The 25,663-nt window shown below is 60.6% G+C and carries 21 protein-coding genes; 5 read left to right on the forward strand and 16 right to left on the reverse strand.

Annotation, left to right across the window (positions count from 1 at the left end; all coding sequences use genetic code 11):
• Nucleotides 1–10: 10 nt before the first annotated feature.
• Nucleotides 11–1,597: a B12-binding domain-containing radical SAM protein gene (locus YH63_RS21400; RefSeq protein WP_046830276.1), complete on the reverse strand. Its 1,587-nt coding sequence runs from the start codon at nucleotides 1,595–1,597 to the stop codon at nucleotides 11–13.
• A gap of 237 nt (nucleotides 1,598–1,834) precedes the next feature.
• On the opposite strand from YH63_RS21400, the gene YH63_RS21405 reads away from it, so the two are divergent.
• A complete protein-coding gene (locus YH63_RS21405; RefSeq protein ID WP_046830277.1) occupies nucleotides 1,835–2,833 on the forward strand; it encodes an NADP-dependent oxidoreductase in 999 nt (332 codons plus the stop codon).
• Nucleotides 2,834–3,018: 185 nt separating this feature from the next.
• Complete coding sequence (locus tag YH63_RS21410; RefSeq protein WP_046830278.1) at nucleotides 3,019–4,608, forward strand: gamma-glutamyltransferase family protein; 1,590 nt, start codon at nucleotides 3,019–3,021, stop codon at nucleotides 4,606–4,608.
• 142 nt (nucleotides 4,609–4,750) lie between these two features.
• Here the strand turns inward: YH63_RS21410 and eda are convergent, their stop codons facing one another.
• From eda to YH63_RS21445, 7 genes are all read right to left on the reverse strand, one after another.
• On the reverse strand, nucleotides 4,751–5,410 hold the full coding sequence (gene eda / locus YH63_RS21415; protein WP_046830279.1) for a bifunctional 4-hydroxy-2-oxoglutarate aldolase/2-dehydro-3-deoxy-phosphogluconate aldolase: 660 nt from the start codon (nucleotides 5,408–5,410) through the stop codon (nucleotides 4,751–4,753).
• Nucleotides 5,407–6,345, reverse strand: coding sequence for a sugar kinase (locus YH63_RS21420; protein WP_046830280.1), 939 nt, complete (start codon nucleotides 6,343–6,345; stop codon nucleotides 5,407–5,409). The genes eda and YH63_RS21420 overlap by 4 nt, the downstream gene beginning before the upstream one ends.
• Nucleotides 6,346–6,362: 17 nt before the next feature.
• A complete protein-coding gene (denD, locus tag YH63_RS21425) occupies nucleotides 6,363–7,346 on the reverse strand; it encodes a D-erythronate dehydrogenase (protein WP_046830281.1) in 984 nt (327 codons plus the stop codon).
• Between the two features lie 129 nt (nucleotides 7,347–7,475).
• Nucleotides 7,476–8,384, reverse strand: a complete 909-nt coding sequence (locus tag YH63_RS21430; protein WP_046830282.1) for a carbohydrate ABC transporter permease — start codon at nucleotides 8,382–8,384, stop codon at nucleotides 7,476–7,478.
• Between the two features lie 87 nt (nucleotides 8,385–8,471).
• Nucleotides 8,472–9,431: a carbohydrate ABC transporter permease gene (locus tag YH63_RS21435; RefSeq protein ID WP_137325270.1), complete on the reverse strand. Its 960-nt coding sequence runs from the start codon at nucleotides 9,429–9,431 to the stop codon at nucleotides 8,472–8,474.
• A 119-nt stretch (nucleotides 9,432–9,550) separates the two neighbouring features.
• Nucleotides 9,551–10,876, reverse strand: a complete 1,326-nt coding sequence (locus YH63_RS21440; RefSeq protein WP_046830284.1) for an ABC transporter substrate-binding protein — start codon at nucleotides 10,874–10,876, stop codon at nucleotides 9,551–9,553.
• Nucleotides 10,877–10,954: 78 nt separating this feature from the next.
• Nucleotides 10,955–12,022, reverse strand: coding sequence for an ABC transporter ATP-binding protein (locus tag YH63_RS21445; protein WP_046830285.1), 1,068 nt, complete (start codon nucleotides 12,020–12,022; stop codon nucleotides 10,955–10,957).
• 257 nt (nucleotides 12,023–12,279) lie between these two features.
• Between YH63_RS21445 and YH63_RS21450 the strand changes: the two genes are divergently transcribed.
• From YH63_RS21450 to YH63_RS21460, 3 genes are all read left to right on the forward strand, one after another.
• On the forward strand, nucleotides 12,280–14,103 hold the full coding sequence (locus YH63_RS21450; protein WP_046830286.1) for an IlvD/Edd family dehydratase: 1,824 nt from the start codon (nucleotides 12,280–12,282) through the stop codon (nucleotides 14,101–14,103).
• 163 nt (nucleotides 14,104–14,266) lie between these two features.
• Complete coding sequence (locus YH63_RS21455) at nucleotides 14,267–15,001, forward strand: SDR family oxidoreductase (RefSeq protein WP_046830287.1); 735 nt, start codon at nucleotides 14,267–14,269, stop codon at nucleotides 14,999–15,001.
• A 30-nt stretch (nucleotides 15,002–15,031) separates the two neighbouring features.
• Nucleotides 15,032–15,778: an SDR family NAD(P)-dependent oxidoreductase gene (locus tag YH63_RS21460; RefSeq protein ID WP_046830288.1), complete on the forward strand. Its 747-nt coding sequence runs from the start codon at nucleotides 15,032–15,034 to the stop codon at nucleotides 15,776–15,778.
• A 246-nt stretch (nucleotides 15,779–16,024) separates the two neighbouring features.
• On the opposite strand, the gene YH63_RS21465 is transcribed toward YH63_RS21460, so the two are convergent.
• From YH63_RS21465 to YH63_RS21500, 8 genes are all read right to left on the reverse strand, one after another.
• Nucleotides 16,025–16,450: a DUF4399 domain-containing protein gene (locus YH63_RS21465; protein ID WP_046830289.1), complete on the reverse strand. Its 426-nt coding sequence runs from the start codon at nucleotides 16,448–16,450 to the stop codon at nucleotides 16,025–16,027.
• Nucleotides 16,451–16,506: 56 nt separating this feature from the next.
• Nucleotides 16,507–18,027 carry an SUMF1/EgtB/PvdO family nonheme iron enzyme gene (locus tag YH63_RS21470; protein WP_046830290.1) on the reverse strand — a complete coding sequence of 507 codons (1,521 nt, stop codon included), beginning with the start codon at nucleotides 18,025–18,027 and terminating at the stop codon, nucleotides 16,507–16,509.
• Nucleotides 18,028–18,318: 291 nt separating this feature from the next.
• Nucleotides 18,319–19,179 carry a crotonase/enoyl-CoA hydratase family protein gene (locus tag YH63_RS21475; protein WP_246658102.1) on the reverse strand — a complete coding sequence of 287 codons (861 nt, stop codon included), beginning with the start codon at nucleotides 19,177–19,179 and terminating at the stop codon, nucleotides 18,319–18,321.
• On the reverse strand, nucleotides 19,179–20,885 hold the full coding sequence (locus YH63_RS21480) for an IlvD/Edd family dehydratase (RefSeq protein WP_137325271.1): 1,707 nt from the start codon (nucleotides 20,883–20,885) through the stop codon (nucleotides 19,179–19,181). The genes YH63_RS21475 and YH63_RS21480 overlap by 1 nt, the downstream gene beginning before the upstream one ends.
• A 246-nt stretch (nucleotides 20,886–21,131) precedes the next feature.
• A complete protein-coding gene (locus YH63_RS21485) occupies nucleotides 21,132–22,655 on the reverse strand; it encodes a UxaA family hydrolase (protein WP_046830292.1) in 1,524 nt (507 codons plus the stop codon).
• A 158-nt stretch (nucleotides 22,656–22,813) separates the two neighbouring features.
• Nucleotides 22,814–23,590: an HpcH/HpaI aldolase family protein gene (locus tag YH63_RS21490; protein ID WP_046830293.1), complete on the reverse strand. Its 777-nt coding sequence runs from the start codon at nucleotides 23,588–23,590 to the stop codon at nucleotides 22,814–22,816.
• A gap of 92 nt (nucleotides 23,591–23,682) precedes the next feature.
• The gene (locus YH63_RS21495; protein ID WP_046830294.1) at nucleotides 23,683–24,768 is read right to left on the reverse strand and encodes a malate/lactate/ureidoglycolate dehydrogenase; all 1,086 of its coding nucleotides are present in this window, start codon (nucleotides 24,766–24,768) and stop codon (nucleotides 23,683–23,685) included.
• Nucleotides 24,769–24,934: 166 nt separating this feature from the next.
• A complete protein-coding gene (locus YH63_RS21500) occupies nucleotides 24,935–25,663 on the reverse strand; it encodes an ABC transporter ATP-binding protein (protein ID WP_046830295.1) in 729 nt (242 codons plus the stop codon).

Here is a 25,663-nt window from a genome sequence, read left to right on the forward strand (position 1 = left end):
TCGTGTCGCGTCATTCAGCGGCGACAGGCATGTCCCGCAATCTCGTCGAATAATACGATGCATTCTGCTGCCCGCCCGATGCGTCCCGCGCGAACAATATCAGATGGTGGGCGACCAGACCAACAGTGATGACACGCTCGATGTCGCCGCGTTTGAGAAGCGGCAGCGAGAATTTCCAGAACTCGCGCCGGTAATCGCTCTTGACGCCGACCTGCCAGACGATGTTGGCCAACATGGTCAAGCCGCGCTTGATATTGCGGAACGACAACCGTTCCTTGCTATTGGGCAACTTGATCCGGTTCGGATAGGTATGGATCACCTGATACTCGAAACGCGCGAACAGCTTTTCGGGGGTATAGGCCCGGCCCATGCACTCGCGCCATGTGGAGACGACGTGATCGTAGGGAAGCAGGAAATCGACGTTGGAATCGCGGTCGCTGTCCTCAATCAGGCGACCTTCGCGCTTGAGACGATCCCACAGCGGCGTCTTCGGCAACGCCTGCAACAGATTGATCGTCAGCAACGGAATCTCCGACTGGTCGACGAATTCGAGAATGCCCTCGCCCGCCTCGAGCGAGTCGGTATCCAGCCCGAGGATAATGCCGGACACCACTTCCAGGCCATAGCTGTTAAGCGTCTGCACACCCTCAAGGATCGGCACCACCATGTTGTGCTGCTTCGACATCGCCTTCAGCGCAGCAGGATCCGGCGTTTCGATGCCGCAGAACACCGTGGCGAAGTAGGCATCGCGCATCAGCGCCAGGATTTCGGGACGCTTCGCGATGTTTAGCGTGGCCTCGCACGCGAACTGAAGCGCGAAGCCGTTGCGCTTCTGCCATTCGACAAGATGCGGAAGCAGGTCCAGCGCCGCCTTGCGGTTGCCGATGAAATTGTCATCGACGAAGTATACCGAGCCGGTGAGACCGCATTCGAGCAGCTTGTCGAGCTCTGCGGTAACCTGTTCAGGCGTCTTCAGGCGCGGATTGCGCCCATAAAGTCCGGGGATGTCGCAGAACTCACACTGATAGGGACACCCGCTGGAAAACTGGATGCTACCGAGAAAATAGCGCTCGAGCGGAATCAGCTCATACGCCGGAATCGGAAATTCCGACATCTCGCGGCGTTCCTGCGTCGTGAGAACGACCTGCTTGTCCGGCCGCGACGTATCGCGCGCCAAGCGCCGAAACAGTTCTTCGGTAGCGTCGCCAAGTTCGCCCACATGAAGATAGTCGAAATCCGGGTAATTCTCCGGACACGCACTGACGGACGGGCCGCCGAGCGCCACGGCAAGATCATGCTCATGGGCGCGGCGGCAGATGTCGTTGATTTGCGGACGCTGGATATGCATTCCGCTGACGAAAACAGCGTCGGCCCAGTCGAAATCCTCGTCCGTCGCAACTTTCATGTTCTCGTCGAGAAAGCGCACCTCCCAGCCCTTGGGCAGGGAAGCGGCGATCAGCAGCAGCCCCTGAGGGGGCATGAACGCCTGAACGCCGTCGGTCAGGGGGTAAGCGTATTCAAAGGTGCCAAACGAAGGGGAATATCGGGGAAAAACGCAAAGGATGCGACGAATGGAAGGACTTACGACGTCTCTCATCAGGCCCCCTGCTCTCAAGATGTGCAGTTGCGCTAAGAACGAGCCACAATTCCGGTGAGATTAGGGCGCTACCGAGGAGGCAGCCCCGCACTCAGCGCAACCTTACTCAAATAAGCAAGCCGCAGGCCATTCCAATAACAACCGCGATTCAAAGGCTTGGTTCCACGGGTTCCAATCCCGGTTGAGGCTGCTATCGTCCTCCGCACAAAAAGACACAAGCCCTGCGGAGGAATGCCCATGACACAAACCAATCGCCAGATCCTGCTGGTCGAGAAACCCACCGGCAAGCTGCTGCCGCAGAATTTCAAGATGGCCGAAGCCGCCATCCCCGAGCCGAAGGACGGCGAGGTGCTGGTACGCGTGCGCTACATCTCGCTCGACGCCGCGAACCGCGCCTGGATGCACGGCGCGACCTATCGCGCAGCGGTCGAAGCCAACACGGTCATGGCCGGCGGCGGGGTTGCCGAGGTGGTGTCGTCGAATGCGCCCGGCTTCGCACCCGGCGACCTCGTGTTCGGCGATACCGGATGGCAAGAATACGCTGCTGTGAAAGCGAAGACTCTCGTCAAGGTGCCCCATATGGAGCCAATGACGCATCTGCTCAGCGTGTACGGCATCGCCGGCCTCACGGCTTATTTCGGATTGCTTGAAGTCGGAAAGCCGAAATCCGGTGATACGGTCGTGGTCTCGGCGGCGGCGGGTTCGGTCGGCTCCATCGTCGGGCAGATCGCCAAGATCAAGGGCTGCCGCGTGGTCGGCATCGCGGGCGGCAAGGACAAGTGCAACTGGCTGGTCTCCGAACTCGGCTTCGATGCCGCGGTCGATTACAAGTCGGAGCCGGTGTTCAAGGCCCTGAAGGCCGCCGCACCAAACGGCATCGATGTCTATTTCGATAACGTCGGCGGCGACATTCTCGAAGCGTGTCTGCCTCAGATGAACAATGGCGGCCGCATCGCGTGCTGTGGCGCAGTCTCACAGTATGATGGCGCACCATCGGCGACAGGTCCGCGCGGCGTCCCCGGACTGATCGTGGTGAAGCGCCTCATCATGCAGGGGTTCATCGTGATGGACTATTACGACCAGCGCCAAAAGGCGATGGCCGATCTGCAGTCGTGGGTGAAAGCAGGCAAGCTCAAGGTGCAGGAAGACATCATCAACGGGCTGGAGAACACCCCCCAGGCGCTGATCGGACTACTCGCCGGAGAAAACCGCGGCAAGCGCATGGTAAAGGTGTAACGGGCGCACCAGTTTATTGCGGCAGGTCTGTCGCAATCTCGGCGGAATAGCGTCCCGACGCCGAAACACTACAAATCCCCGGTGAAAACCGGGCATTTTGCGTTTTGCCAAAAGTGAAGTTTTCACTTACATAGGGACATCGCGTCCATTGTTGGCGCATCAACGCTAGAACATGGATACGACCGATGCTGAATACACCCCGCTCCCGCCGCGGCATGGTGACCTCGCCCCATCATCTCGCCTCTGAGGCCGGATTGCGCGTGCTGCGCGAAGGCGGCAACGCCATCGAGGCGACGCTGGCCATGGCCGCCAGCCTGCCGGTGGTCTATCCGCATATGAACTCGATCGGTGGAGATGGCTTCTGGCTGATTTCCGCCGACGGCAAGCCGCCGATTGCGGTGGACGGCTGCGGTGCCGCCGCTATGTCCGCCACGCCTGAATTCTACCGCGCCAAAGGCCTCTCCGCGATTCCGCCGCGCGGGCCCCTCGCCGCGAATACCGTCGCCGGCACATTGTCCGGCTGGGCCGAGGTGATCGCGATCAACAAAGAAATGGGCGGCAAGCTGCCGCTGTCGCGTCTGGTGGAAGATGCGGTGTGGTCGGCTGAAAACGGTTTCGCTGTCACGGCGACACAGCAGGAATTGACCGAGACGAAATTCGCCGAACTGAAAGACTCGCCGGGCTTCGTCGATACGTTTCTGCTCGGCGGCAAGTTGCCGAAGGAAGGCCAGTTGATGAAGCTGCCGGCGCTGGGCGCGACGCTGAAGCGTCTCGGCCAGCATGGACCGATGGATTTCTATACGGGCGCACTCGCCAAGGAAATCGCCGCAGACTTGGCACGCTGCGGATCGCCGGTGACTCTCGCCGACCTCGCCATGCAGACAGCGCAGCGCCGCCAGGCGCTCTCCGTCGCCGTCAAGGACGCGACACTATACAATTTCCCACCGCCGACGCAGGGCCTCGCCTCGCTGATGATCCTGGCGATCTTCGAACGGCTTGGGGTGAAGGAGGCAGAGACCTTCGACTATCTTCACGGCATCGTCGAGGCCACCAAGCAAGCGTTCCTGGTGCGTGATCGCATCGTCGGTGATCCGGCTCATATGATTGAAGAAGCCGAGCACTATCTGACCTCCAAGGCGCTGGACGGCCTGGCGGCCAACGTCAACCGCAAGCGCGCGCTGCCTTGGCCGGTGCCGGCCAATCCCGGCGACACGGTCTGGCTCGGCGCCATCGACAACAACGGCATCGCGGTCTCCTTCATCCAGAGCATCTACTTCGAATTCGGTTCAGGCTGCGTGCTGGAGAACTCCGGAATCGTCTGGCAAAATCGCGGATCAAGCTTCCTGCTCGACGGCGATGGCCCCCGCGCACTGCGCCCCGGCCGCAAGCCGTTCCATACTCTCAATCCGGCGATGGCGCTGTTCAACGATGGCCGCCGCATGGTCTATGGCAACATGGGCGGCGAAGGCCAACCGCAAAGCCAATCCGCCGTGTTCAGCCGTTACGCCATGTATGGCCAGGGATTACAGGCGGCGGTCACCGCACCGCGCTGGCTGCTCGGCAAGACGTGGGGCGACGCCACGGTGACGCTGAAGCTGGAGAACCGCTTCGATCCGGACGTTGTGCAAGCTATGCGTGACGTCGGCCACGACATTGAGATCCTGCCGGATTTCACCTCCACCATGGGCCACGCCGGCGCTGTGGTGCGTCACCCCGACGGAATGTTCGAGGGCGCTACCGACCCGCGCAGCGACGGCGCAGCGATGGGATTTTAGGAGCGAAACAGAGTCATTAAGCGGCGCTCCTCATCTTCATGCGCAACTTAATCTGAATTTCAGCTTCGGCTTTCAAGCCAGGTTGCGGCTACAGCCGTAACCACCTCGCCGGACTCAATTTTCGGCGTTGACCGGGAATGGACTAGCGTCGCCGCAGATGCTTCATCGCGTCGATGCAGCGGCCGGTGATGACTTCCCAGTTCGCGGCCTTGATGTCCGACCCCGGACACAGCCACGATCCGCCCGCCGCAATCACGTTCGGCTCTGCCAGCCAGGTCGCCACGTTCGATCCATCAATGCCACCGGTCGGACAGAAGCGCATTTTCGGAAATGGCCCCGCCAAAGCCCGTAACAGCGGAATGCCGCCGGCCTGCTCCGCGGGAAAAAACTTCAGCAGCTTGAATCCCTTCGCATGCGTTTGCATGATTTCGGATGCGGTCGCAACGCCGGGCAGCAAAGGCAGCGCGCTGCCTGCCGCCGCGTCGAGCAGTTCCGGAGTGGCGCCAGGACTGACCGCGAACCGCGCACCGAGTTCCTGCGCACGGCGGAGGTCGTCCGCGTTGAGCACAGTGCCGATCCCGACAACGGCTTCGGGAACCTCGGCAATGATCGCCTTGGCGGCGGCGGCCGCAGCCTCGGTGCGGAACGTGACTTCAAGGACTTTCACACCTCCAGCGACCAGCGCTCGGGCGAGCGGCACGCCATCCTCGGCGCGGTCGATAGTCAGCACCGGGACGATCCGCGCCGGGATCAGGATTTGCTCCAGAGCCGCCTGCCTCTCGGACGCGGATAGGCCGGTCATGATGATCGCTCCGTCCCAGTCACATTGAGTATCCTGCCCGACGGCATGTCCGTGCGTGGTATGATCGCGCCGCGATGGCCGACCACCACACCGGCCAGACGATGCCCTGCCTTCGCCGCCTCGACCGGCGTTGCCCCGCTCAGCCGAGCGGCGAGATAGGCCGCCGAAAAACTGTCGCCCGCCGCTGTCGTGTCCACCACCCTGCTGACCGGTTCCGCTTTCACACGATGCTCCACGCCATCAAACCTGACAACGCTGCCAGGGGGGGCAAGTTTCAGCACGACTTCGCGGGCGGCCATGCGGTCGATCAGTTCGCCGTGCATGCGTGCTCCGAATAACGGAGTGAGGTCATCGACAGACGCCAGCACGATGTCGGCGACGGCAAGCACGTCGCGATAGACCTGACGTGCGGTGTCCAGCACCGGCCAGCCCTGCGAACGAAAGTTGGTGTCAAACGCCACGCGGGTTGAACCCTTGCGCGCCCTTCGCAGCGCATCGATCAACCGCTGGCGGCCGTCGGCGCTGTAGAGCGACAGTGTGACGCCTGAGAGGTAAATCATGTCGTAGCCCGCCAATGCTGCGAGCATCGCATCGGTTTCCGGCAGGTCGAGCAGCATGCGCGCGGCGGCGTTTTCGCGCCAGTAATAGAACGACCGCTCACCAGCCTCGCTGGTCCGGATCGCATAGAGACCCGGCAGCTTGCCGCTCACACGCGCCACGTGCGCCGTGCCGACGCCCTCGCCCCTCCAGGCCTCAACCATTTCGTCACTGAACGGATCATTGCCGAGCGCGGTGATATAGTCCGCTTTCACCCCAAGGCGCGCGAGATAGACCGCAGTGTTCAGCGTGTCACCGCCATAGCTGCGCGTGAGCTGATCACCAGCGCCCTGCGACAGCTCGATCATGCATTCGCCAATGCAGGCGACTGTCGTCATTGTCTTACCGGGGGTTGTCAGCTTACGAATATGCCGCCGAGTTCATCTTCGATATGAATCCGAATGATGTCATCGAACGTCTTCTCCGCGGTTGTGAAGCCGAGCTTGAGCGCGCGATCGGTGACGAAGTCCCGCGGCCATCCGGCGACAATGCCGACGATGGTCGGATCGGGCTGATGTCTGATCCGTGCCGTCACGCTTGGACCTGCCACCCGCGTCAGCGCGGCGATCTGCTCGCCGACTGTCGCCGAGAGGCCGGGCATGCTCAGCGCCCGGCGCGGGCCGATGGCGCCGGTGTCCATGGTCGCGGCATGCAGCAGGAATCCCACAGCCGAGCGCGGCGACGCATGCCAATGGCGAACATCTTCAGATACCGGCAGTATCGCTTCCTTGCCGGCAAGAGGCTCGCGGATGATGTTGGAGAAGAAACCCGAAGCAGCCTTGTTCGGCAACCCGGGCCGCACGCATATAGTCGGCAAACGAATGCTGACGCCGTCGAGCAAGCCTTTGCGGGAATAGTCTGAAACCAGAAGCTCGCCGATCGCCTTTTGCGTGCCGTAGCTCGTCAGCGGCGTCGTGAAGAACTCGTCACCGATCTTTTCAGGAAACGGCGCGCCGAACACCGCGATCGACGAGGTGAACACCACACGCGGCTTGTAGCCGCCTCCGATGGCCCGGATGGCATCGATCAGATAGCGGGTACCGTCGAGATTGATCCGGTACCCCTTGTCAAAATCCGCCTCCGCCTCGCCTGACACGATTGCGGCAAGATGGAAGATCACGTCCGGCTTTGCCGCCACCAGCTTTGCCACCGCCGCCTGTTCGGCGACGTCACAGGTCACAACCTCGACTGGAATGGACGTGTTCGGCTTCGTGGGGGCTACGACATCCTGCAGCGTCATGCGCGTGACATCGGACTTGCCGAGTCTGCCGTCGCGCGTCAGCCGTTCGACAAGTTTGCGCCCGACCATGCCGGCCGCGCCGAGAACAAGAATATGCAACGTAAACTCCTCTTCAGATCAATCTCGTCATTGCGAGCGAAGCGAAGCAATCCAGTCTCACGAAACAAACCTGGATTGCTTCGTCGCTGCGCTCCTCGCAATGACGAACTTTGTGTTCTTTCCTTGACGTTATTCCTTGACCGCACCGGTCATCGCGGACACGTAGTGCTCGACGAAGAAGGCGTAGAGGATGACCAGTGGCAGCGAGCCGACCAGTGCGCCCGCCATCAGCGATCCCCATTTGTAAATGTCGCCGTCGACGAACTCGTTGACGATGGCGACGGGGACCGTCTTGTTCTGGGTCGAGGACAGGAACGTCAGCGCGTAGATAAACTCGTTCCAGCACAGCGTGAACGAGAAGATGAACGCTGAAATTAGCCCCGGCACGGCTAGCGGCAATACGATCTTGGTCAGGATCTGCCAGCGACTGGCACCGTCGATCAGCGCGCACTCCTCCAGCTCATAAGGAATGGTCTTGAAGTACCCCATCAACAGCCAGGTCGAGAACGGGATCAGCAGCGTCGGATAAACCAGGATCAGCGCCAGCGGTGAATCGAACAGCCCGTAGGAATGGATCACCGACGCCAGCGGAATGAACAGGATCGACGGCGGAATGAGATAGGCCAGAAAGATCGAGGCGCTGACGACATTGGCTCCCTTGAACCGAAGCCGGACGATGGCATAGGCCGCCAGCACGCTGGCGACGATCGAGATGAACGTTGCTGCGCCCGCGACATACATCGTGTTCCACAACCAGCGTGGATATTGCGTCTCGAACAGCAATTTCTGAATGTGCTTCAGCGTGGGCTTCACAACCCAGAACGGGTTGTAAGTCTCCATGTCGATCAACTGCTCGTCGGGTTTGATCGATGTCAACGCCATCCAGTAGAATGGAAACAGCAGGATCACGATCATGATGAACAGCGGAATGTAGAGCGTCACGATCTTGCTGGGCAGCGTCTCGAGATAGCTCATGCCCTCGCTGTTGTCGGCCGCCGACTGCGTTGCTACTGGCGGATGTGCTGCGTGATCAGTCATTGTCGGACCCCTGCTGCCATTTGCGCCATGCGCGCGCGGGGCTTGCCCCGTTCGCGCAAAACCAGAAACTTCAGCCGCGCTGCATGATCAGTCATTGTCAGACCCCTGCTGCCATTTGCGCCGCTGCATGCCGAACCAAGAGATGGTGATGGCCGCGAGCAGGAACGGGATCATGGCGGTTGCAATCGCCGCTCCCTCACCCAGCCGGCCGCTGAGAATACCGCGCTGGTAGCTCAACGTCGCCATCAGATGGGTAGCATTGACCGGGCCGCCGCGCGTCAGCGCCCAGATCAGCTGGAAATCGGTGAACGTGAACAGCACCGAGAAGGTCATGACCACTGCGATGATCGGCGTCAGCAGCGGATAGGTGATGAAGCGGAAGCGCTGCCAGTTCGTCGCGCCGTCGAGCGTTGCAGCCTCATAGAGCGACGGCGACACCGTCTGCAGACCCGCCAGCAACGTAATGGCGACGAAAGGCACGCCGCGCCAGATGTTGGCGATGATGACACTTACGCGCGCCCAGGTGGAGTCACCCAGAAAATTGATGTTCTGGTTGATCAATCCCATCTTGGTCAGCGACCAGGAGATGATCGAGAACTGCGAATCGTAGATCCACCAGAATGCGATGGCTGACAACACAGTCGGCACAATGAACGGGATGAGGACCGCAGCGCGGATCAGCGCCTTGAACGGCATGCTGCGATTGAGCAGCAGCGCGAGGTAAAGCCCGAGCGCGAATTTGATGGCGCTGGCGATGATCGTGTAAACGAGCGTGTTGAACACCGATAGCCAGAAGACCCCGTCTTCCCAAAGCCACTCGTAGTTCTCCAGGCCGATGAAGACGCCGGGGCGCCCGATGCGCACGTCCGTAAAGCTCATCCAGACACCGAGGCCGAGCGGATAAGCCAGAAACAGGATCAGAAACCCCGCCGCAGGCAGCATAAACCAGAGTGCGATCCAGTTATGATTCGTAATCAGGCGCTGCCAGGCCGACTGCGTGCTGACGTAAGGCTTCGCTGCGGGCGCGCTTGCAGGGATCGCGGTCATGGTTCGAACCTTTGTCGCGTCGTCCGCAAAATGGAAACCGGCATTGCGGAAAGATCACGCGCAGATGGTTGATCGAAAAATCGCCGGCGCGAGATGTCCCGCGCCGGCGATGTTGGACGTTAGCGATACAGCCGCTTGGCCTGACGTTCTGCAAAGGCAATCGAGCCCTTGAGATCTTCACGACCGGTGCAGTAGTTGGCGAACATATCGACGACGACGAAATCGGCAATCGCCGCCGCGGCATTTTCGCCGAGGGTGCCGAGGCCGCCTGGCGTGAGCGTGCGCTTGGCGACATCGCGATACACGGTGTTCTTCGGATCGGAGGTCCAGACCGGGTTGCTGTCGGACGCATTCAAAAACGACGACAGATAGCCCGACGCAGACGTGAGCCAAGGATTGTACTGATCGGCTTCCATCATGAATGCGGTCAGCGCCTTGCACGCCTGCGGATACTTCGTGAAGTTGAAGGTCAGCATGGTGAAGGGCAGATGCAGTTCGGTCGGCTTGCCGGCCGGGCCGATCGGCATGTAGGCGTGGTTCATGTCGTCGGCGACCGCCTTGGCTTCGCGCTTCGCCGTAACGTAAACGGAAATTCCGTTACAGGTGACGTGCAACTGACCGGCAACGAACGCCTTGTTGTTCGACGAGTCATTCCATGACGCCGTGCCGGGAATGAACTCGGCATACAGCGCCTTGACGTATTCCAGCGCCTTGGCGGTTTCCGGCGAGTTGATGATGACCTTGTCGTTCTTGTCGACGAGATAGCCGCCATGGGTCCACAGTGCCCAGTGCAGCCAGGTATTGCCGTCACCCGACGCATGGCCGAGCGCCATGCCGGCCGGCGTGCCGTTCTTGTTGAGCGCCTTGCAGAGTTCGAGGAAACCCGCCGTGTCCTTCGGGAATTCCTTGAAGCCTGCTTTCTCACACGAACTGATGCGATAGTTCATCAGCGCGCCGGTGCAGGCGACCGGAATGCCGATCCACTTGCCATCCTTGTTCTTGCCATAAGCATTGGCCGACTCCGCCCAGCCGCCGTACTTCTTGCCGAGATAATCCGCGACGTCCGAAACATCGACACACTTTGTCGGCAACAGATGCGGCAGCGAATACAGACCCCACACCATGTCGAGTCCCTGCCCGGTATTCGCAGCGACAGATGCCTTCGGCTGAAGATCGTCATAGGATTCGTTCGTGACGTTGACTTCGACGCCAGTGGCCTTGGTAAAGGCCTGCATGATGTTCATGAAGGCAACGTCTTCGGCTTCCACGAAACGCTTCCAGCGCAGCAGGTTGATCTTGGCGCCGGCTTCAGGCTTCCATTGCGAGGTCTGCGCCCAGGCCGTGGCAAAGCCCATCAACTGGTCGACCGATACTGTCGCCGCACCGGCGAGCACAGAGGCGCCGCCCTTCAAAAGCGAACGCCGATTTGGTGTGAAATCACTCATAATCTGACTCTCCCTGTTGTACCGGCTCTTGATTGTTTCGGCCGGCTGTTGGCTATGATTTCGATGTAACGCGCAACGCTAGTTAATGAGACGCTTTCCGGTCTCTTTGTCGAAGACATGGGCAGCGGCGGGATTCGGCCGCAGCCGAACCTTGTCGCCTGGCTTCACCGGACGACGGTCGCGAATGACTGCGATCAGGTCTTGCTGACCGATGCGGGCAACGATCTGGGTTTCCGATCCTGTCGGCTCGACCACGATAACGTCGGCCTCGATGCCGTCGTCAGCGAACTCCAGATGTTCCGGGCGGATGCCGTAGATCACGGGCTTGCCGTCCAGACCGGTGCGTGAAGCCGCCAGCGGCAGCTTGCTGCCATTCGCCGTCTCCACGTACGGCGCATTACTGCCGACCAGTTTGCCTTCGAGGAAGTTCATCGCCGGCGAACCGATGAACCCGGCAACGAACCTGTTGTCCGGATGATCGTAAAGTTCGAGTGGCGAGCCCATCTGCTCGACGATGCCGTCGTGCATGACGACGATCTTGTCCGCCATGGTCATCGCCTCGATCTGATCATGGGTGACGTAGACGGTCGTGGTCTTGAGCCGCTGATGCAGCTCCTTGATCTCGGTGCGCATGGCGACACGCAGCTTGGCATCGAGATTCGACAGCGGCTCGTCGAACAAAAACACCTGGGGGTCGCGCACGATGGCCCGGCCCATGGCAACGCGCTGACGCTGGCCGCCGGACAACTGTCTCGGATAACGATCCAGCAGCGGCGTCAACGCGAGAATGCCGGCGGCGCGGTGAACGAGCTTGTCGATCTCGTCCTGTGGCGCGTCGCGCAGCTTCAGCGAGAATCCCATGTTCTTGGCCACGGTCATATGCGGGTAGAGCGCATAATTCTGGAACACCATGGCGATGTCCCGCTCTTTCGGTTGGACATCGTTAACCACGCGATCGCCGATCGAAATCGTTCCCGACGAAATTTTTTCCAGACCGGCCAGCATCCGCAGCAAGGTCGATTTGCCGCAACCGGAAGGGCCAACCAGAACGACGAATTCCCCGTCCTCGATCGGAACCGTCACGCCGTGCAGAACTTCAAATCCGCCAAACGATTTACGCACGTCGTGAATATGCACGGACGCCATATAGCCTCTCCTCCCTGTCGTCTCGGCGTCGTCCGGCGGAAGCCGTCGCTGCTCTGTTTTTTGTTTCGATGTTCGGAAGCGCGTCGAACCTATTCTCTGCGGTTTGCCCGTTCTTGCTATTAGACAGACGTATTAGCAGAGATTTCCGGTTTTGTCCCAAAGATCGGATGTTTGAGCGGACAGCGTTGCAGATGCCGCTTCGACATGCAAACATTACGTACGCGGACGCACAAAGTGTGCAGTGCGGGAGAAATCTTGTGAAAAAAAACGACGACCAAGCCGCAACAAAAAATGGCGCAAAGCGAAAACTGCGTTCCCAACTCTGGTTCGATAATCCGGACAACCCCGGGATGACCGCGCTCTATCTCGAGCGGTACCTGAACTACGGCCTCACCCGGCGCGAGCTGCAATCCGGAAAACCCATCATCGGCATAGCCCAGACCGGCAATGACCTCTCCCCCTGCAACCGGCATCATATCGAGCTGGCGCAGCGGGTCCGTGAAGGTATCCGCGAGGCCGGCGGCATTGCGATGGAATTTCCGACCCATCCCATTCAGGAAACCGGCAAGCGCCCGACCGCCGCGCTTGACCGCAACCTGGCCTATCTCGGCCTGGTCGAAATCCTGTTCGGCTATCCCCTCGACGGCGTGATCCTGACCACCGGATGCGACAAGACCACCCCAGCCTGCATGATGGCGGCAGCAACCGTCAACATTCCTGCCATTGTTCTCTCGGGTGGACCGATGCTCAACGGCTGGTTCAACGGCGAACGAACCGGCTCGGGCACTGTGGTCTGGAAGTCGCGCGAGGAAATGGCGGCGGGCAAGATCGATTACGACGAGTTCATGGACATCGTCGCTTCATCCGCACCGTCCGTCGGTCACTGCAACACCATGGGCACCGCCTCGACCATGAACTCGCTGGCGGAAGCGCTTGGCTTTTCGTTACCCGGTTGCGCAGCGATCCCTGCGCCTTACCGCGAGCGTGGCCAGATTGCCTATGAAACCGGCAAGCGCGCCGTCGAGATGGTGTGGGAAGACCTCAAGCCCTCCGACTTCCTGACACGGAAAGCGTTCGAGAACTGCATCGTCGTCAATTCCGCGATCGGCGGCTCCACCAACGCGCCGATCCATATCAACGCGCTGGCCCGCCACATCGGCGTCGATCTGACCATCGAGGATTGGCAGAAGTTCGGACACGACGTGCCGCTGCTCGTGAATATGCAGCCGGCCGGATTCTATCTCGGCGAGGAATATCACCGCGCCGGGGGCGTGCCGTCGGTGGTGCGCGAGCTGATGAAGCACAAACGCATTCACGAGGATGCGCTGACCGTCAACGGCAAGACCATGGGCGAGAATTGCAGGGACGCAACCCCGCCGGACAGCGATGTGATCCGCACTTACGACAAGCCGCTGGTGAAGGATGCCGGCTTCATCGTTCTGCGCGGAAATCTATTCGATTCGGCGATCATGAAAACCAGCGTGATCTCGAAGGAATTTCGCGACCGCTATCTTTCGAATCCGAAAGATCCTGAGGCGTTTGAAGGCAGGGCCATCGTGTTCGAGGGTCCGGAGGATTATCATCACCGCATCGACGATGAATCCTTGAACATTGACGAGCACTGCATGCTGTTCGTGCGCGGCGTCGGGCCGATCGGTTATCCCGGCGGTGCGGAAGTCGTGAACATGCAGCCGCCTGCGGCTCTCATAAAAAAAGGCATCACGTCTCTGCCCTGCATCGGCGACGGGCGCCAATCCGGCACATCGGGTTCGCCATCGATCCTGAACGCCTCGCCGGAAGCCGCCGCCAACGGCGGACTTGCGATCCTGAAGACCGGCGACCGCGTGCGCATCGATCTCAACAAGGGCGAAGCCAACATCCTGATCTCCGCCGAGGAACTGAAGAAACGCCATGCGGATCTCAAGGCCAACGGCGGCTTCCCCTACCCGAAGAACCAGACACCGTGGCAGGAGCTCTATCGCGACACCGTCGGCCAGCACGCCACCGGTGCCTGCCTGGAGCTCGCAACGAGGTATCACAATATTGCAGGCACCATCGGCGTCGCGCGGGATAATCACTGACGCATGACCATCATGATTTCGGGAAGCTTGCCTCAAACAATGTCTGTCATGCGCGGGCTTGACCCGCGCATCCATCCTCTTCGGAAATGATGGTTGGCCGGGTCAAGCCCGGCCATGACAATCAATTTGATGCGGGCCGCTCGTAAAAACATCGGGAGAATTCATGTCTGACCGACTGAAAGGCAAGCGCGCGTTCGTGACCGCTGGCGCTGCGGGCATCGGCCGCGCCTGTGCCCTCGCCTTTACCCGCGAAGGCGCGACGGTTATTGCGACCGACATCGATGAGGTCGGCCTCGCCGCGTTGAAAAAAGAAGGGGTCGCCGAAACGTACAAACTCGACGTGCGCGACACCGCGGCAGTCGAAAGCATGGCGAGGACGGTCGGCAAGGTCAATATTCTGCTCAATGCTGCGGGATTCGTGCACAACGGTACCGTGCTGGATTGCCCGGATGCCGACTGGGACTTTTCCTTCGACCTGAACGTGAAGTCGATGCACCGTACGATCCGCGCGTTCCTGCCTTCGATGCTGGAGGGCGGCGGCGGATCGATCGTGAACATCGCCTCGGCCGCTGGCGTGTTTAAAGCCGCCCCCAACCGTTATGTCTACAGCGCGACGAAAGCCGCCGTTGCGGCACTCACCCGCGCCGTGGCAGTCGATTACATCACCAAGGGCATTCGCTGTAATTCGATCTGCCCCGGCACAATTGAAACGCCGTCGATGCTGGGCCGCGCAGCCGCTCTGGGTACCGGCGGCCGTGAAATGTTCGTCAGCCGCCAACCCATGGGCAGACTCGGCACTGCGGACGAAATCGCCTCACTCGCGCTTTATCTCGCCAGCGATGAAAGCGCTTTCACCACTGGTGTCGCGCACGTCATCGACGGCGGTTGGACGCTCTGACAATAAAACAAAAATTCCGGGAGAAACGCCTTGAACAAGATTGATCTGAGCGGACGGTTCGCCGTCGTCACCGGCGGCGCGCAGGGTTTTGGCCGCGCCATCACTGAACGCTTCGCCGCTTCAGGCGCGAAAGTTGCAATCTGGGATTTTGATCAGACACTCGCCGAGAAAACCGCGAAGGAAATCGGCGCTGCTGTAACCGTGCACAAGGTTGACGTGACTGATCCCGCCGCAGTCGAGGCGGCGCGCGACGCGACGCTGAAGGCGTTCGGTCGCATCGACATTCTGGTCAACAACGCGGGCATCGCCGGCGTCAACAAGACGGTCGCCGATCTGTCCTATGACGAATGGCGTCAGGTGATGAAGATCAACCTCGACGGCCCGTTCATCTGCTGCAAGGCCGTCGTCCCGGCCATGATGAAGCAGAACTACGGGCGGATCGTGAACATCGCCTCCATCGCGGGCAAGGAAGGCAATCCCAACGCGTCGCACTATTCGGCCTCGAAGGCCGGCGTGATCGCGCTGACCAAATCGCTCGGCAAGGAACTGGCCGGGACCGACATTGCGGTCAATGCCGTAACGCCGGCCGCGGCGAAGACCGCGATCTTCGACCAGATGACGCAGCAGCACATCGACTTCATGCTGTCGAAAATTCCCCGCGGTCGTTTCCTGAAAGTCGAGGAACTAGCCTCGCTGGTGACATGGATGGCCTCGGAGGAATGCCTCTACACCACCGGCGCAGTGTTCGATATTTCCGGCGGCCGCGCGACGTATTGAGTTTCTCCCCCGCCCCGCCTGCGGGGAGAGGTGAAAATCTCAAGTCGATATTTGCGAGCGAACAAATCACGATGTCGTCCCCGCGAAAGCGGGGACCCATAACCATCGAACGGAGTGTGATGACGAGATGGCTTCTCCAACATCTCGACTAAATCGAGGGCTCAGGGAGTATGGGTCCCCGCTTTCGCGGGGACGACCCGTGGCTGAGAACTCATCCTCGTCCGAGACGATCGCCCGGCTATCCCACTATTTGATCGTCACCGTGATTTTCTTCGACACGACCGGCGGATCGAAGGGATAGTGCTTGGCGTCGCCCAGCACCAATTGAAGCGTGTGTTTTCCGGGCGGCAGTTCGATGCGCGCCTCTGTCTGTCCTGCGCCGAAATGAAGATGGGACTTGTCCTGCGGGATCGGCTCCTTCGGATCGAGCGGCTCCTTCACATCGATCAGCAGATGATGGTGACCAGCATTGGCGAAATTGTCGCCGGCGTGGGTCACTCCCATATTGCGCAGACCGAACCGGCACCAGAACGCACCCTTGATCGCCATGCCATCCTGTGGCCAGACAAAATACAGATACGCATCCTTGGCTGCCGGCGTTCCCTGGGCATGAGCAGCGAACGATAGCAATGACAGCGCCGCCGACAGCGTGATGGCCCTGATGATTTCCATGACGCCTCCTAGCTCAGAACGCGCTGCAGAATGAAGCAAACGTCGGATACAAGACACTAGCGGGAGAGAGCAACGCGGAAGCCGTGGGTCGGATAGCGCACCGCGACATCGTATCGATCCCGGCTCGCCGGCCGAGCCGCGTTCAGATCGTTTCGCCATGAGCCTGACCGGATCACGCGGGCGGAGCAATCGCCGTCGGTCACCCAGGGAGAGCCGTCCGACGGCGCGCCCTGATAATTCTTGTGCCAGCAATCCTCGACCCATTGATGGACGCTACCGCCCATCTCGTGAAGTCCAAACGGATTGGCCTTGAGGCTGCCGATCTTCATCGGTTGTTCGGCCGCGGCGCCATCGAGACAATTCTTGCAGTTGACCATTCCGGACCGGAATTGATCCCCCCACCAGTACTTCGTCTGGGTGCCGCCACGCGCGGCGTATTCCCATTCCGCTTCACTCGGAAGCCGATAGTTTTTCCCCGTCACTTTTGCGAGCCATGCTGCGAACTGCTTGGCATCGTTCCAGCTCACGTCCGTGACGGGAGCGTCCTCTTTCCCGGCTGCCGTAAATCCGCAGGCCTTTGCTTCCGCACACTCGTTCCACTCCCGCACGGCGACAGGATGTTTGCCGATAGCAAACGGCTTGATCGCCACCTGATGAACAGGCTTCTCCGTAATGTCGTCGTTGCTGCCCATCGCGAAATTGCCGCCGGGGACCGAAACCATGTCCGGCTCCCTGACCGGCTGAAGCGGAGGTTGCTTTGTCGCTGGCGCGGCTGTCGTGACAGACGTTTGCGGCGTTGCTTGAGGAACCACAGGCGTTGTCGGTGGCACTGTCTTCGCCACATCCGCCGGAGACGGAACCGTAACAGGCTGGCGGCTGACCAGGCTGTCCGATCGGATCAACATGTACCAAAGCACGCCACCTGCGATAGCCAGAAGAACGATGGTCGCAGCGGCCAGCAGCATGATCACCGGCCGCATGCGGCTCTCGGTCATCGCGGAAGGATCGGGCAAGACCCGATAGACGCGCACAGGATCGGTGATGTTCTTGACCTGACGATCGCCAAGTGACTGATAGCCGCAAACGAGCTTATGTTTGACCTGTTCGTAGATCCCGCCCGAAATGAAAATCTGCCCCGGAGTGGCAATGCCTTCGAGACGCGCAGCCACATTCACGCCGTCGCCGTACACATCCTCATCTTCGATGATGACGTCGCCGAGGTTGACCCCGATACGATACACGATCCAGTGTTCCCGCGGCAGCGACGCATTTCGTCCGACCATGCTTTGCTGAATCACGATGCCGCACCGGACGGCCTCCACCGGGCTATCGAAGATCGCGATGAAACCATCACCCGTTGTCTTGATCAGTCTGCCGTGATGTTCCGCAATGGTCGGCTCGATGAGATCGCGCTCGATGCGCTTGACCCGCGCATACGTCCCGTCCTCGTCGATCTGCATCAGGCGGCTATAGCCCGAGATGTCACCCGCGATGATGGCCGCGAGACGTCGCGACGTCCCGTCGTGCGAATGGTCTTTCTCGTGATCCGAATGGATGTGACGAATTTCACCGCGCATGCTCAGCGCCTCACCATCGAGACATTAAGGCGAGCGATCTTCTTGCCGCTCCACGGGCGGCAGGCGCGAAAACTACGCCTAACGATCCGATCCGACAATCACCCGAACGGGCCCTGCGCGGTTCCCAATGGGTCAGCGCACCTGTCGAAAGAGACTGCGAGGCCTGAAGTGGAGAACTTGCAGCACTCGTGGCGTGGATAGCACCAGAGGAGTGTTTCCATACGACCGGCGCGTGCTCGATACTTCGGGTGGGAGGCGACGCACCAGATGTCTTTGACGATCGAGCAAAGCTCAATTGTTTCGTGGCGGTTTACTGCCCTTGATCGGCGCACCAGAATCGCGCTCCTTCACGGCCTCGTGAAAACCGACTTCCTCGGCGCGATCCTTGAACCAGAGCCCTTCCGGCGAATGACGCGTGATGCCATCGAACACCGTTGCAAGCGTCTGCGTTGTCCGCATACCCATGTTCTCGAACGCTGAATTAATCGCAGTCTTCTGCATCCAGAGCTGGTTCTTCGGAACGCCCTTGATCCGGTCGCACAGCTTGGCCGTTTCCGCATCGAGCTCATCGGCAGGCACAGCTTTCGTGACGAGACCAATCCGCTCGGCCTCAATGCCATCTATCAGGTCGCCGGTAAACAGCATTCGCTTGGCCCGCTCGGCTCCAATCCGAAACACCCACATCATCGTGGTCGGACAACCCCACACGCGGGCCGGCGGGTATCCGATCTTGGCGTCTTCGGCCATTACGATGAGATCGCAGGAAAGTGCTATATCGCTGCCGCCTGCCACCGCATAGCCGTGGATCTTGCAGATTGTCGGCTTGTAGCTGCGCCACAGACTTTGGAAATTTTGCGTGTTGCGATCCATCAATTGGAAATCGATGAAGGGATCCCAGGGCATCTCCTGGGTGCCGGTTTGACCGCGCGGCGCTTCGGCATGATTCTTGAGATCGTAACCCGCGCAAAACGCCTTGCCCGCACCTTGCAACAGAATAACGTGAACGAGGTCGTCGTTGTTGGCGAGTTCGACGGCGTTGCGAATCTCACTTGGCATTCCTCTTGAAATCGCATTGAGCCGTTCAGGCCTGTTTAGCGTGATCGTCGCAACGCGATCAGTCACCTGATAGTTCAATGTCTCAAACGTCATCATCATTCCTTCCCGTCTCGCCGCATGAAATCGAAATCGCAGCCCTCGTCGGCCTGTGTAATGGTTTCATGAAACAAATGTGCGTAGCCTCGCGCGGCCCATTCCGGCGTCGATGGTTTCGGCAATGCGCGCTGGCGCAGCGTCAGTTCGACCTCATCAACGAGAAGATCAATGCGTCGTTTTTGGACATCGAGCCGGATCATGTCGCCGGTCTGCACCAGCGCCAGCGGCCCGCCGACGGCGGATTCCGGCGTGATGTGCAGCACGATGGTGCCGAAGGCCGTACCGCTCATGCGCGCGTCGGAAATCCGCACCATATCCTTGACGCCCGTGCGCAGGATCTTCTGCGGGATCGGAAGGTAACCGGCCTCCGGCATGCCCGGCGCGCCCTTCGGCCCGGCATTGCGCAGCACCAGCACATCGTCAGCCGTGACATCGAGAGCGGGATCGTCGACGCGCAGTGTCATGTCCTCGACGGACTCGAACACCACCGCGCGTCCGGTGTGCTGCAACAGCTTGGGGCTCGCCGCAGAATGCTTGATGATCGCGCCGCGCGGTGCGAGATTGCCGTGCAGGACGGCCATCGCGCCCTCGGGCGTGATCGGATTGTCCCGCGGGCGGATCGCGTCCTGTCCCGGCACTTCTTCGGCGCTGGCGACGACATCGCGCAGCGTGCCTCCGGCCACGGTCTTCTGATCGAGATCAATCAGATCGCCGAGTTGCTTCATCAGCTTCGGTACACCGCCCGCGTGATGAAAATGCTCCATGTAATGTGAGCCAGAGGGCTTGAGATCGATCAGCACCGGCACGTCCCTGCCCAATTGATCGAACGCCGCGAGGTCGATGCGATGTTCGGTGCGATTAGCGATAGCTGTCAGATGAATCAGCCCGTTGGTCGATCCGCCAATGGCCTGCAGCACCACCTGGGCATTCCTGAACGCAGCAGGCGTCAGCAATTCGCTGGGACGTGGCCCGCCGGTCACGGCCATCTCTGCCGCGCGCTTGCCGCTCAACTCGGCCGAGCGCACGCGCTCGGAATGCGGCGCGGGGATCGTCGCGCTCATGGGCAGCGACAGTCCGAGCGTTTCGGTGATGCACGCCATGGTGCTCGCGGTACCCATCACCATGCAGGTGCCCACTGACGGCGCGAGACGGCCGTTGACCGCTTCGATCTCGACCTCGTCGATTTCACCCGCGCGAAATTTCCCCCACATGCGGCGGCAATCGGTGCAGGCACCCAGCACCTCGCCCTTGTGATGGCCGACCACCATCGGCCCGACCGGAATGACCACGGTCGGCAGATCGGCGCTCACGGCAGCCATGATCTGCGCAGGCAAGGTCTTGTCGCAGCCGCCGATCACGACCACCGCATCCATCGGCTGGGCGCGGATCATCTCTTCGGTATCCATCGCCATCAGGTTGCGCAGGTACATCGAGGTCGGGAATGAGAAACTCTCGGCGATGGAAATGGTCGGAAACACCATCGGCATCGCGCCGGCCAGCATGACGCCGCGTTTCACAGCCTCGATCAGCTGCGGGACGTTGCCGTGACACGGGTTATAGTCGCTGTAGGTATTGGTGATGCCGACAATGGGGCGCTCCAGCGCGTCATCGGAATAGCCCATCGCCTTGATGAAGGCCTTGCGCAGGAACAGCGAAAATCCCGGATCGCCGTAGCTGGTCAGCCCCTTCTTGAGACCCTTGGTCATCTTGTTTCCCGTCGCATTGATTTGCGGCGGCACATTAGAAGCATTTCAACAGCGTGGCAAAAGCCACTTTACTTCAGTAGTCCCGGCGCAGGCCGGGACGACTGCCTCACCGTCATTGCGAGCGAAGCGAAGCAATCCATGAGCCAGAAAACGAAGACTGGATTGCTTCGTCGCAAGCGCTCCTCGCAATGACGGCTGCAAAATCCAGTTGCTCACCGGGAATCGGCACCCCGCGGGAGGCTGTTCCTACATCGTCGCGCCAAGCACCCACGGCGCGAACTCCGCAGCGCCGAAATCGAACGCTTCGCTTTTGGTCTGCTCCCCGGAAGCCACCCGCAAAATCAGGTCGAAAATGCGCTGGCCGCATTGCTGAACCGTTTCATCGCCGTCCAGAATGGTCCCGCAATTGATGTCCATATCGTCTTCCATGCGGCGGAACATCGGCGTGTTGGTCGCGAGCTTGATCGATGGCGACGGCTTGCAGCCGAATACGCTGCCGCGTCCAGTCGTGAAACAGACGAGGTTCGCGCCGCCCGCCACCTGCCCGGTCGCAGCCACCGGATCGAAGCCCGGCGTATCCATGAAGGTGAAGCCCTTCTTCGTGACAGGCTCGGCATATCCCACCACGTCGACAAGATTGGTGCTGCCGGCTTTGGCCATCGCGCCAAGGGACTTCTCAAGAATGGTAGTGAGGCCGCCGGCCTTGTTGCCGGGGCTCGGATTGGAATCCATCTCCGCGCCGTTGCGCTGGGTATAATCCTCCCACCAGCGCATCAGAGCGACGAGCTTCTCGCCCACCTCAGGGCTGACCGCACGGCGCGTCAGCAGATGCTCCGCGCCATAAGTCTCGGGAGTCTCGGACAGGATCACCGAGCCGCCATGCCGCACCAGCAGATCACTGGCCGCACCGAGCGCCGGATTGGCCGACACACCGGAGTAACCATCCGAGCCACCGCATTGAAGCGCGACCATCAACTCGCTCGCCGGACACGGCTCGCGCTTGATGTTGTTGGATTCAGCTAGCACCTCGTGAACGAAGGCCACCGCCTTCTCGACTGTCTTCCGCGAACCACCCACATCCTGAATGTCCAGCGAGCGCAGACGTCCCGCAAGCCGCTGCTCCTCGAGGAACCCACCGATCTGGTTCATCTCGCAACCGAGACCCAGGATGATCACATGCGAGAAATTTACATGGCGCGCATAACCACCGAGCGTCCGGCGCAACACGGTCAGCGGTTCAAGCTGAGTCATTCCGCAGCCGGTCTTGTGGGTCAGCGCGACCACGCCATCGACGTTGGGAAATTTCGCCAGCGGATCGTGGCCGGTGAACGGATTTTTCTTGAACACGTCGGCGACAAGACCCGCGACATGCGCACTGCAATTCACCGAGGTGAGAATGCCGATGTAGTTGCGCGTCGCGACCCGGCCATCCGGACGGCGGATGCCCTGAAACGTCGCGGGCAAATCGAAATTCGGCGTCGGCTTCACATCCACGCCGTAGGCGTAGTCCTTCGAGAACTCGCCCATTCCGATGTTCTGCACATGGACATGCTGGCCCGGCGCGATCGGTACGGTGGCAAAGCCGATAATCTGGCCGTAGCGCTTGACGGGTTCTCCTACCGCAATCGGTTTCACCGCCACCTTGTGACCCGCCGGAATGCGCTCGATGGCGGCGACGCCCGGTGCGACCTCCGCGCCGGGCAGCAGCGCCGCTCGCGCGATTACCACGCTGTCATCGGCATGCAGACGGATCACAGGTGTCGGGGCCATGGCTATTGTCCTTGTTTGGCTCTGGCTTGCAGTTCGTCGTGCGTAAGTCTCATCTCGTCATTGCGAGCGAAGCGAAGCAATCCAGAGCCATAAGCAAAAACTGGATTGCTTCGTCGCTACGCTCCTCGCAATGACGGCGCGGGCACGCCGACTTCAGCTCACGCCTTGCCGCCGGAATTCTTCCGCGTTTCCGCAATGTGGTTCTTGGCGGACATCGCGAGCAAGCCGCTGTCGTTCAGGATCGTCACCAGCTTGAAGCCGCGTTCGATGGCGAGCGCCGCGCCCGCCGCACCGCTGCAATGGATGCCGGGGAAGATTCCGCGCTTGTCGCATTCCTTCACGATCCGCTCATAGATCTTGATGATCTCCGGCTCGGTGCGATCGAGTGTCGGATGGAGGCCGTATGAGAAGCCAAGGTCGGACGGGCCGATGTAGACGCCGGCGACGCCCTTCACATCGAGGATCGATTCCAGATTCTCCACCGCGGTCTTGGTCTCGATCATCGGAATGCAGAGCGTCTCGTCGTTGGCGGTCTGCTGATAAGTCCCGGCCGAACCGTACATCATGGCGCGGATCGGACCGTTGCTGCGGGTGCCGCGCGGCGGGTATTTCGCAGCAGCGACGAAGCGTTCGGCCTCTTCCTTGGTGTTGATCATCGGACAGATCACACCATACGCGCCACCGTCGAGCACCTTGCCGATAATGCCGGGCTCGTTCCATGGCACGCGGACCATCGGCGTCACCGGATGCGCCTGCATCGCCTGGAAGCACTGGATCATCGACTGATACTCCTGCACGCCGTGCTGCATATCGACAGTGACGCTGTCGAAGCCGCATTGCGCCATCACCTCGGCGGAGAAGCCGGAGGGGATCGCGAGCCAGCCGTTGACCACCACCTTGCCCGCAGCCCAGATGTCCTTGACCTTGTTTGCCATTCGTTGGTTTCCCGTTTCTGTTTTGATTATTGTTGCTTGGTTTGGGCGCGGGTCATGCATGAGCAGCCCTCCGGCTAAACCTGATTCTCAACCTATCCGGTTGCCTTGGCAACCGCTGCGTCGTCGATCCCGACCGAACGGGCTGTCGCCGTGATGGAATTCCAGGTTTCTTCGGTGAGCGGCACGCCGTTTTTGGTGCGGTCGGCACGCGTCGCGGCTTCCGGTTCGCCCGGAATCAGGACCGCGTCGTGACCTTGCGCCAGCTTGCTGTCCTTGAAATAGGCGATGTAGCGCGCGACCTCGCCGTCGAAGAAATGCGCGGGATCGACGACCTTCGGATCGATGTAGATCGCGAGCATGCCGTTGGAAAAACGCCGGTCGGTCTTGGTCGCGCCGTTGCCGGTCAGCGCGCCGCCGAGCAGTTCGCACATCAAGGCGAGGCCCGAACCCTTGTGATCACCGAAGGCGCGGATCGCACCCTTGCCCTGCGCATGCACGCGCGGACCGTCGGCTTCATAAGGCCCGTAAAGAACGTGCGGGTCTTCGCTCATGCTACCGTCTTCATCGACCAGCGCGCCTTTCGGCAGTTTCTTGCCGCCGCGGCTCGCCACCATCACCTTGCCTTCGGCGACGATCGAGGTCGCGAAGTCCAGCACCACCGGCCCCTGCCCGGGACGTGGAATGCCGACGCAGTACGGCGCGGTGGAGAGCTTGCGCGCGACGCCGCCGTAGGGCGCGACCAGCACCGAGCCCGCCGCGTTGACGAAATAGATCGAAACCAGCCCTTCGGCCGCGGCCATTTCCGCCCAGTCGCCAACGCGCCCGAGATGGCCCGAATTCTTCAAAGTCATTGCCGAAAGACCGTTGGCTTTGCACTTGTCGATGCCGACCTTGACTGCCTGCGGCGTCACGGTCTGGCCATAGCCGAACCCGCCGTCGATCACCGCCAGCGACGGCGTATCGACAACCATCTTGATGGTTTGATCGGGGATGATGGCCCCCTCTTTCGCCCACTTCACATATTGCGGGACGCGGATGACGCCGTGGCTGTCGTGCCCGGTGAGATTCGCCGTAGTCAGATAGGTGGCGATACGCTCGGCCTCAGCCTTCGATGAGCCGGCTCGCGAAAAGATATCAGCGACAAAGCCGATGAGTTTCTGGGAGTTGATTGTAACCATGAGACCTAGTGCCCTGTATCCGACGTTTGCTTCACTTCGCAGCACCCTCCGAGCAAACGTCGGATACAAAAGGGCACTAGCAACTTTATAATTCTAGTGATCCTTTGGCTCTGACATTCGTAAAAGTGCCTGCGAAAGACGTCATACGAATGTCAGAGCCGGATCACTAGACAGCTGCCTTGGTATGGCCGCCTAGGTAAGCGGCTCTGATTGCTTCATTACCCCACAGTTCGTCAGGCTTGCCGCCGAGGGCGAGGCGGCCAGTCTCCAGCACGTAGCCATAGTCGGCGACGGACAATCCCATTCGCGCATTTTGCTCCACAAGTAAAACAGTCGTGTCGCGGCGGATTTCGGCAATGATGCGAAATACCGCCTGCACGATCACCGGTGCAAGGCCGAGCGACGGCTCGTCAAGCAGCAGCAGGCGCGGCTTCGCCATCAGCCCGCGCGCCACCGCGACCATCTGCAATTGCCCGCCGGAGAGCGTCCAGCCGAGCTTATCCGAGAACGCGCGAATGTCCGGGAACAGATCGAACATCGCGTCCGCCTCGCGCGACAATTGGGCTTTCGCGACCCGGCGATTCGACGCGCCGAGCATGATGTTCTCCTTCACCGTGAGGCCGGGAAACACCCGCCGCCCTTCCGGCACGTGTGAAATACCGAGCCGCACAATGGCTTCCGGCCCCAAACCCACGATGGACTTGCCATCGAACAGGATTTCGCCCGCCGCAGGCTTCGCGAGGCCGGAGATAGCGCGCAGCGTGGTGGATTTTCCGGCGCCGTTGGAGCCGAGCAGCGTCACCACCTGTCCTGTGTCCACCTTCAGCGAGATGCCACGCAGCGCTTCGATTTCGCCGTAGAGAACGATCAGGTCATTGATCTCGAGCAGCGCCAT

This window comes from Afipia massiliensis, from assembly GCF_001006325.2.
Lineage (GTDB): Bacteria > Pseudomonadota > Alphaproteobacteria > Rhizobiales > Xanthobacteraceae > Afipia > Afipia massiliensis_A.

Coding starts and splice junctions, on each gene's coding strand:
- YH63_RS21455 (WP_046830287.1), top strand. CDS start 14,267: ATGTCTGACCGACTGAAAGGCAAGCGCGCGTTCGTGACCGCTGGCGCT.
- YH63_RS21495 (WP_046830294.1), bottom strand. CDS start 24,768: ATGGTTACAATCAACTCCCAGAAACTCATCGGCTTTGTCGCTGATATC.
- YH63_RS21465 (WP_046830289.1), bottom strand. CDS start 16,450: ATGGAAATCATCAGGGCCATCACGCTGTCGGCGGCGCTGTCATTGCTA.
- YH63_RS21475 (WP_246658102.1), bottom strand. CDS start 19,179: ATGATGACGTTTGAGACATTGAACTATCAGGTGACTGATCGCGTTGCG.
- YH63_RS21400 (WP_046830276.1), bottom strand. CDS start 1,597: ATGAGAGACGTCGTAAGTCCTTCCATTCGTCGCATCCTTTGCGTTTTT.
- YH63_RS21500 (WP_046830295.1), bottom strand. CDS start 25,663: ATGGCGCTGCTCGAGATCAATGACCTGATCGTTCTCTACGGCGAAATC.
- YH63_RS21485 (WP_046830292.1), bottom strand. CDS start 22,655: ATGGCCCCGACACCTGTGATCCGTCTGCATGCCGATGACAGCGTGGTA.
- YH63_RS21430 (WP_046830282.1), bottom strand. CDS start 8,384: ATGACTGATCACGCAGCACATCCGCCAGTAGCAACGCAGTCGGCGGCC.
- YH63_RS21470 (WP_046830290.1), bottom strand. CDS start 18,027: ATGCGCGGTGAAATTCGTCACATCCATTCGGATCACGAGAAAGACCAT.
- YH63_RS21440 (WP_046830284.1), bottom strand. CDS start 10,876: ATGAGTGATTTCACACCAAATCGGCGTTCGCTTTTGAAGGGCGGCGCC.
- YH63_RS21445 (WP_046830285.1), bottom strand. CDS start 12,022: ATGGCGTCCGTGCATATTCACGACGTGCGTAAATCGTTTGGCGGATTT.
- YH63_RS21480 (WP_137325271.1), bottom strand. CDS start 20,885: ATGACCAAGGGTCTCAAGAAGGGGCTGACCAGCTACGGCGATCCGGGA.
- YH63_RS21405 (WP_046830277.1), top strand. CDS start 1,835: ATGACACAAACCAATCGCCAGATCCTGCTGGTCGAGAAACCCACCGGC.
- YH63_RS21410 (WP_046830278.1), top strand. CDS start 3,019: ATGCTGAATACACCCCGCTCCCGCCGCGGCATGGTGACCTCGCCCCAT.
- YH63_RS21435 (WP_137325270.1), bottom strand. CDS start 9,431: ATGACCGCGATCCCTGCAAGCGCGCCCGCAGCGAAGCCTTACGTCAGC.
- eda (WP_046830279.1), bottom strand. CDS start 5,410: ATGACCGGCCTATCCGCGTCCGAGAGGCAGGCGGCTCTGGAGCAAATC.
- YH63_RS21420 (WP_046830280.1), bottom strand. CDS start 6,345: ATGACGACAGTCGCCTGCATTGGCGAATGCATGATCGAGCTGTCGCAG.
- YH63_RS21490 (WP_046830293.1), bottom strand. CDS start 23,590: ATGGCAAACAAGGTCAAGGACATCTGGGCTGCGGGCAAGGTGGTGGTC.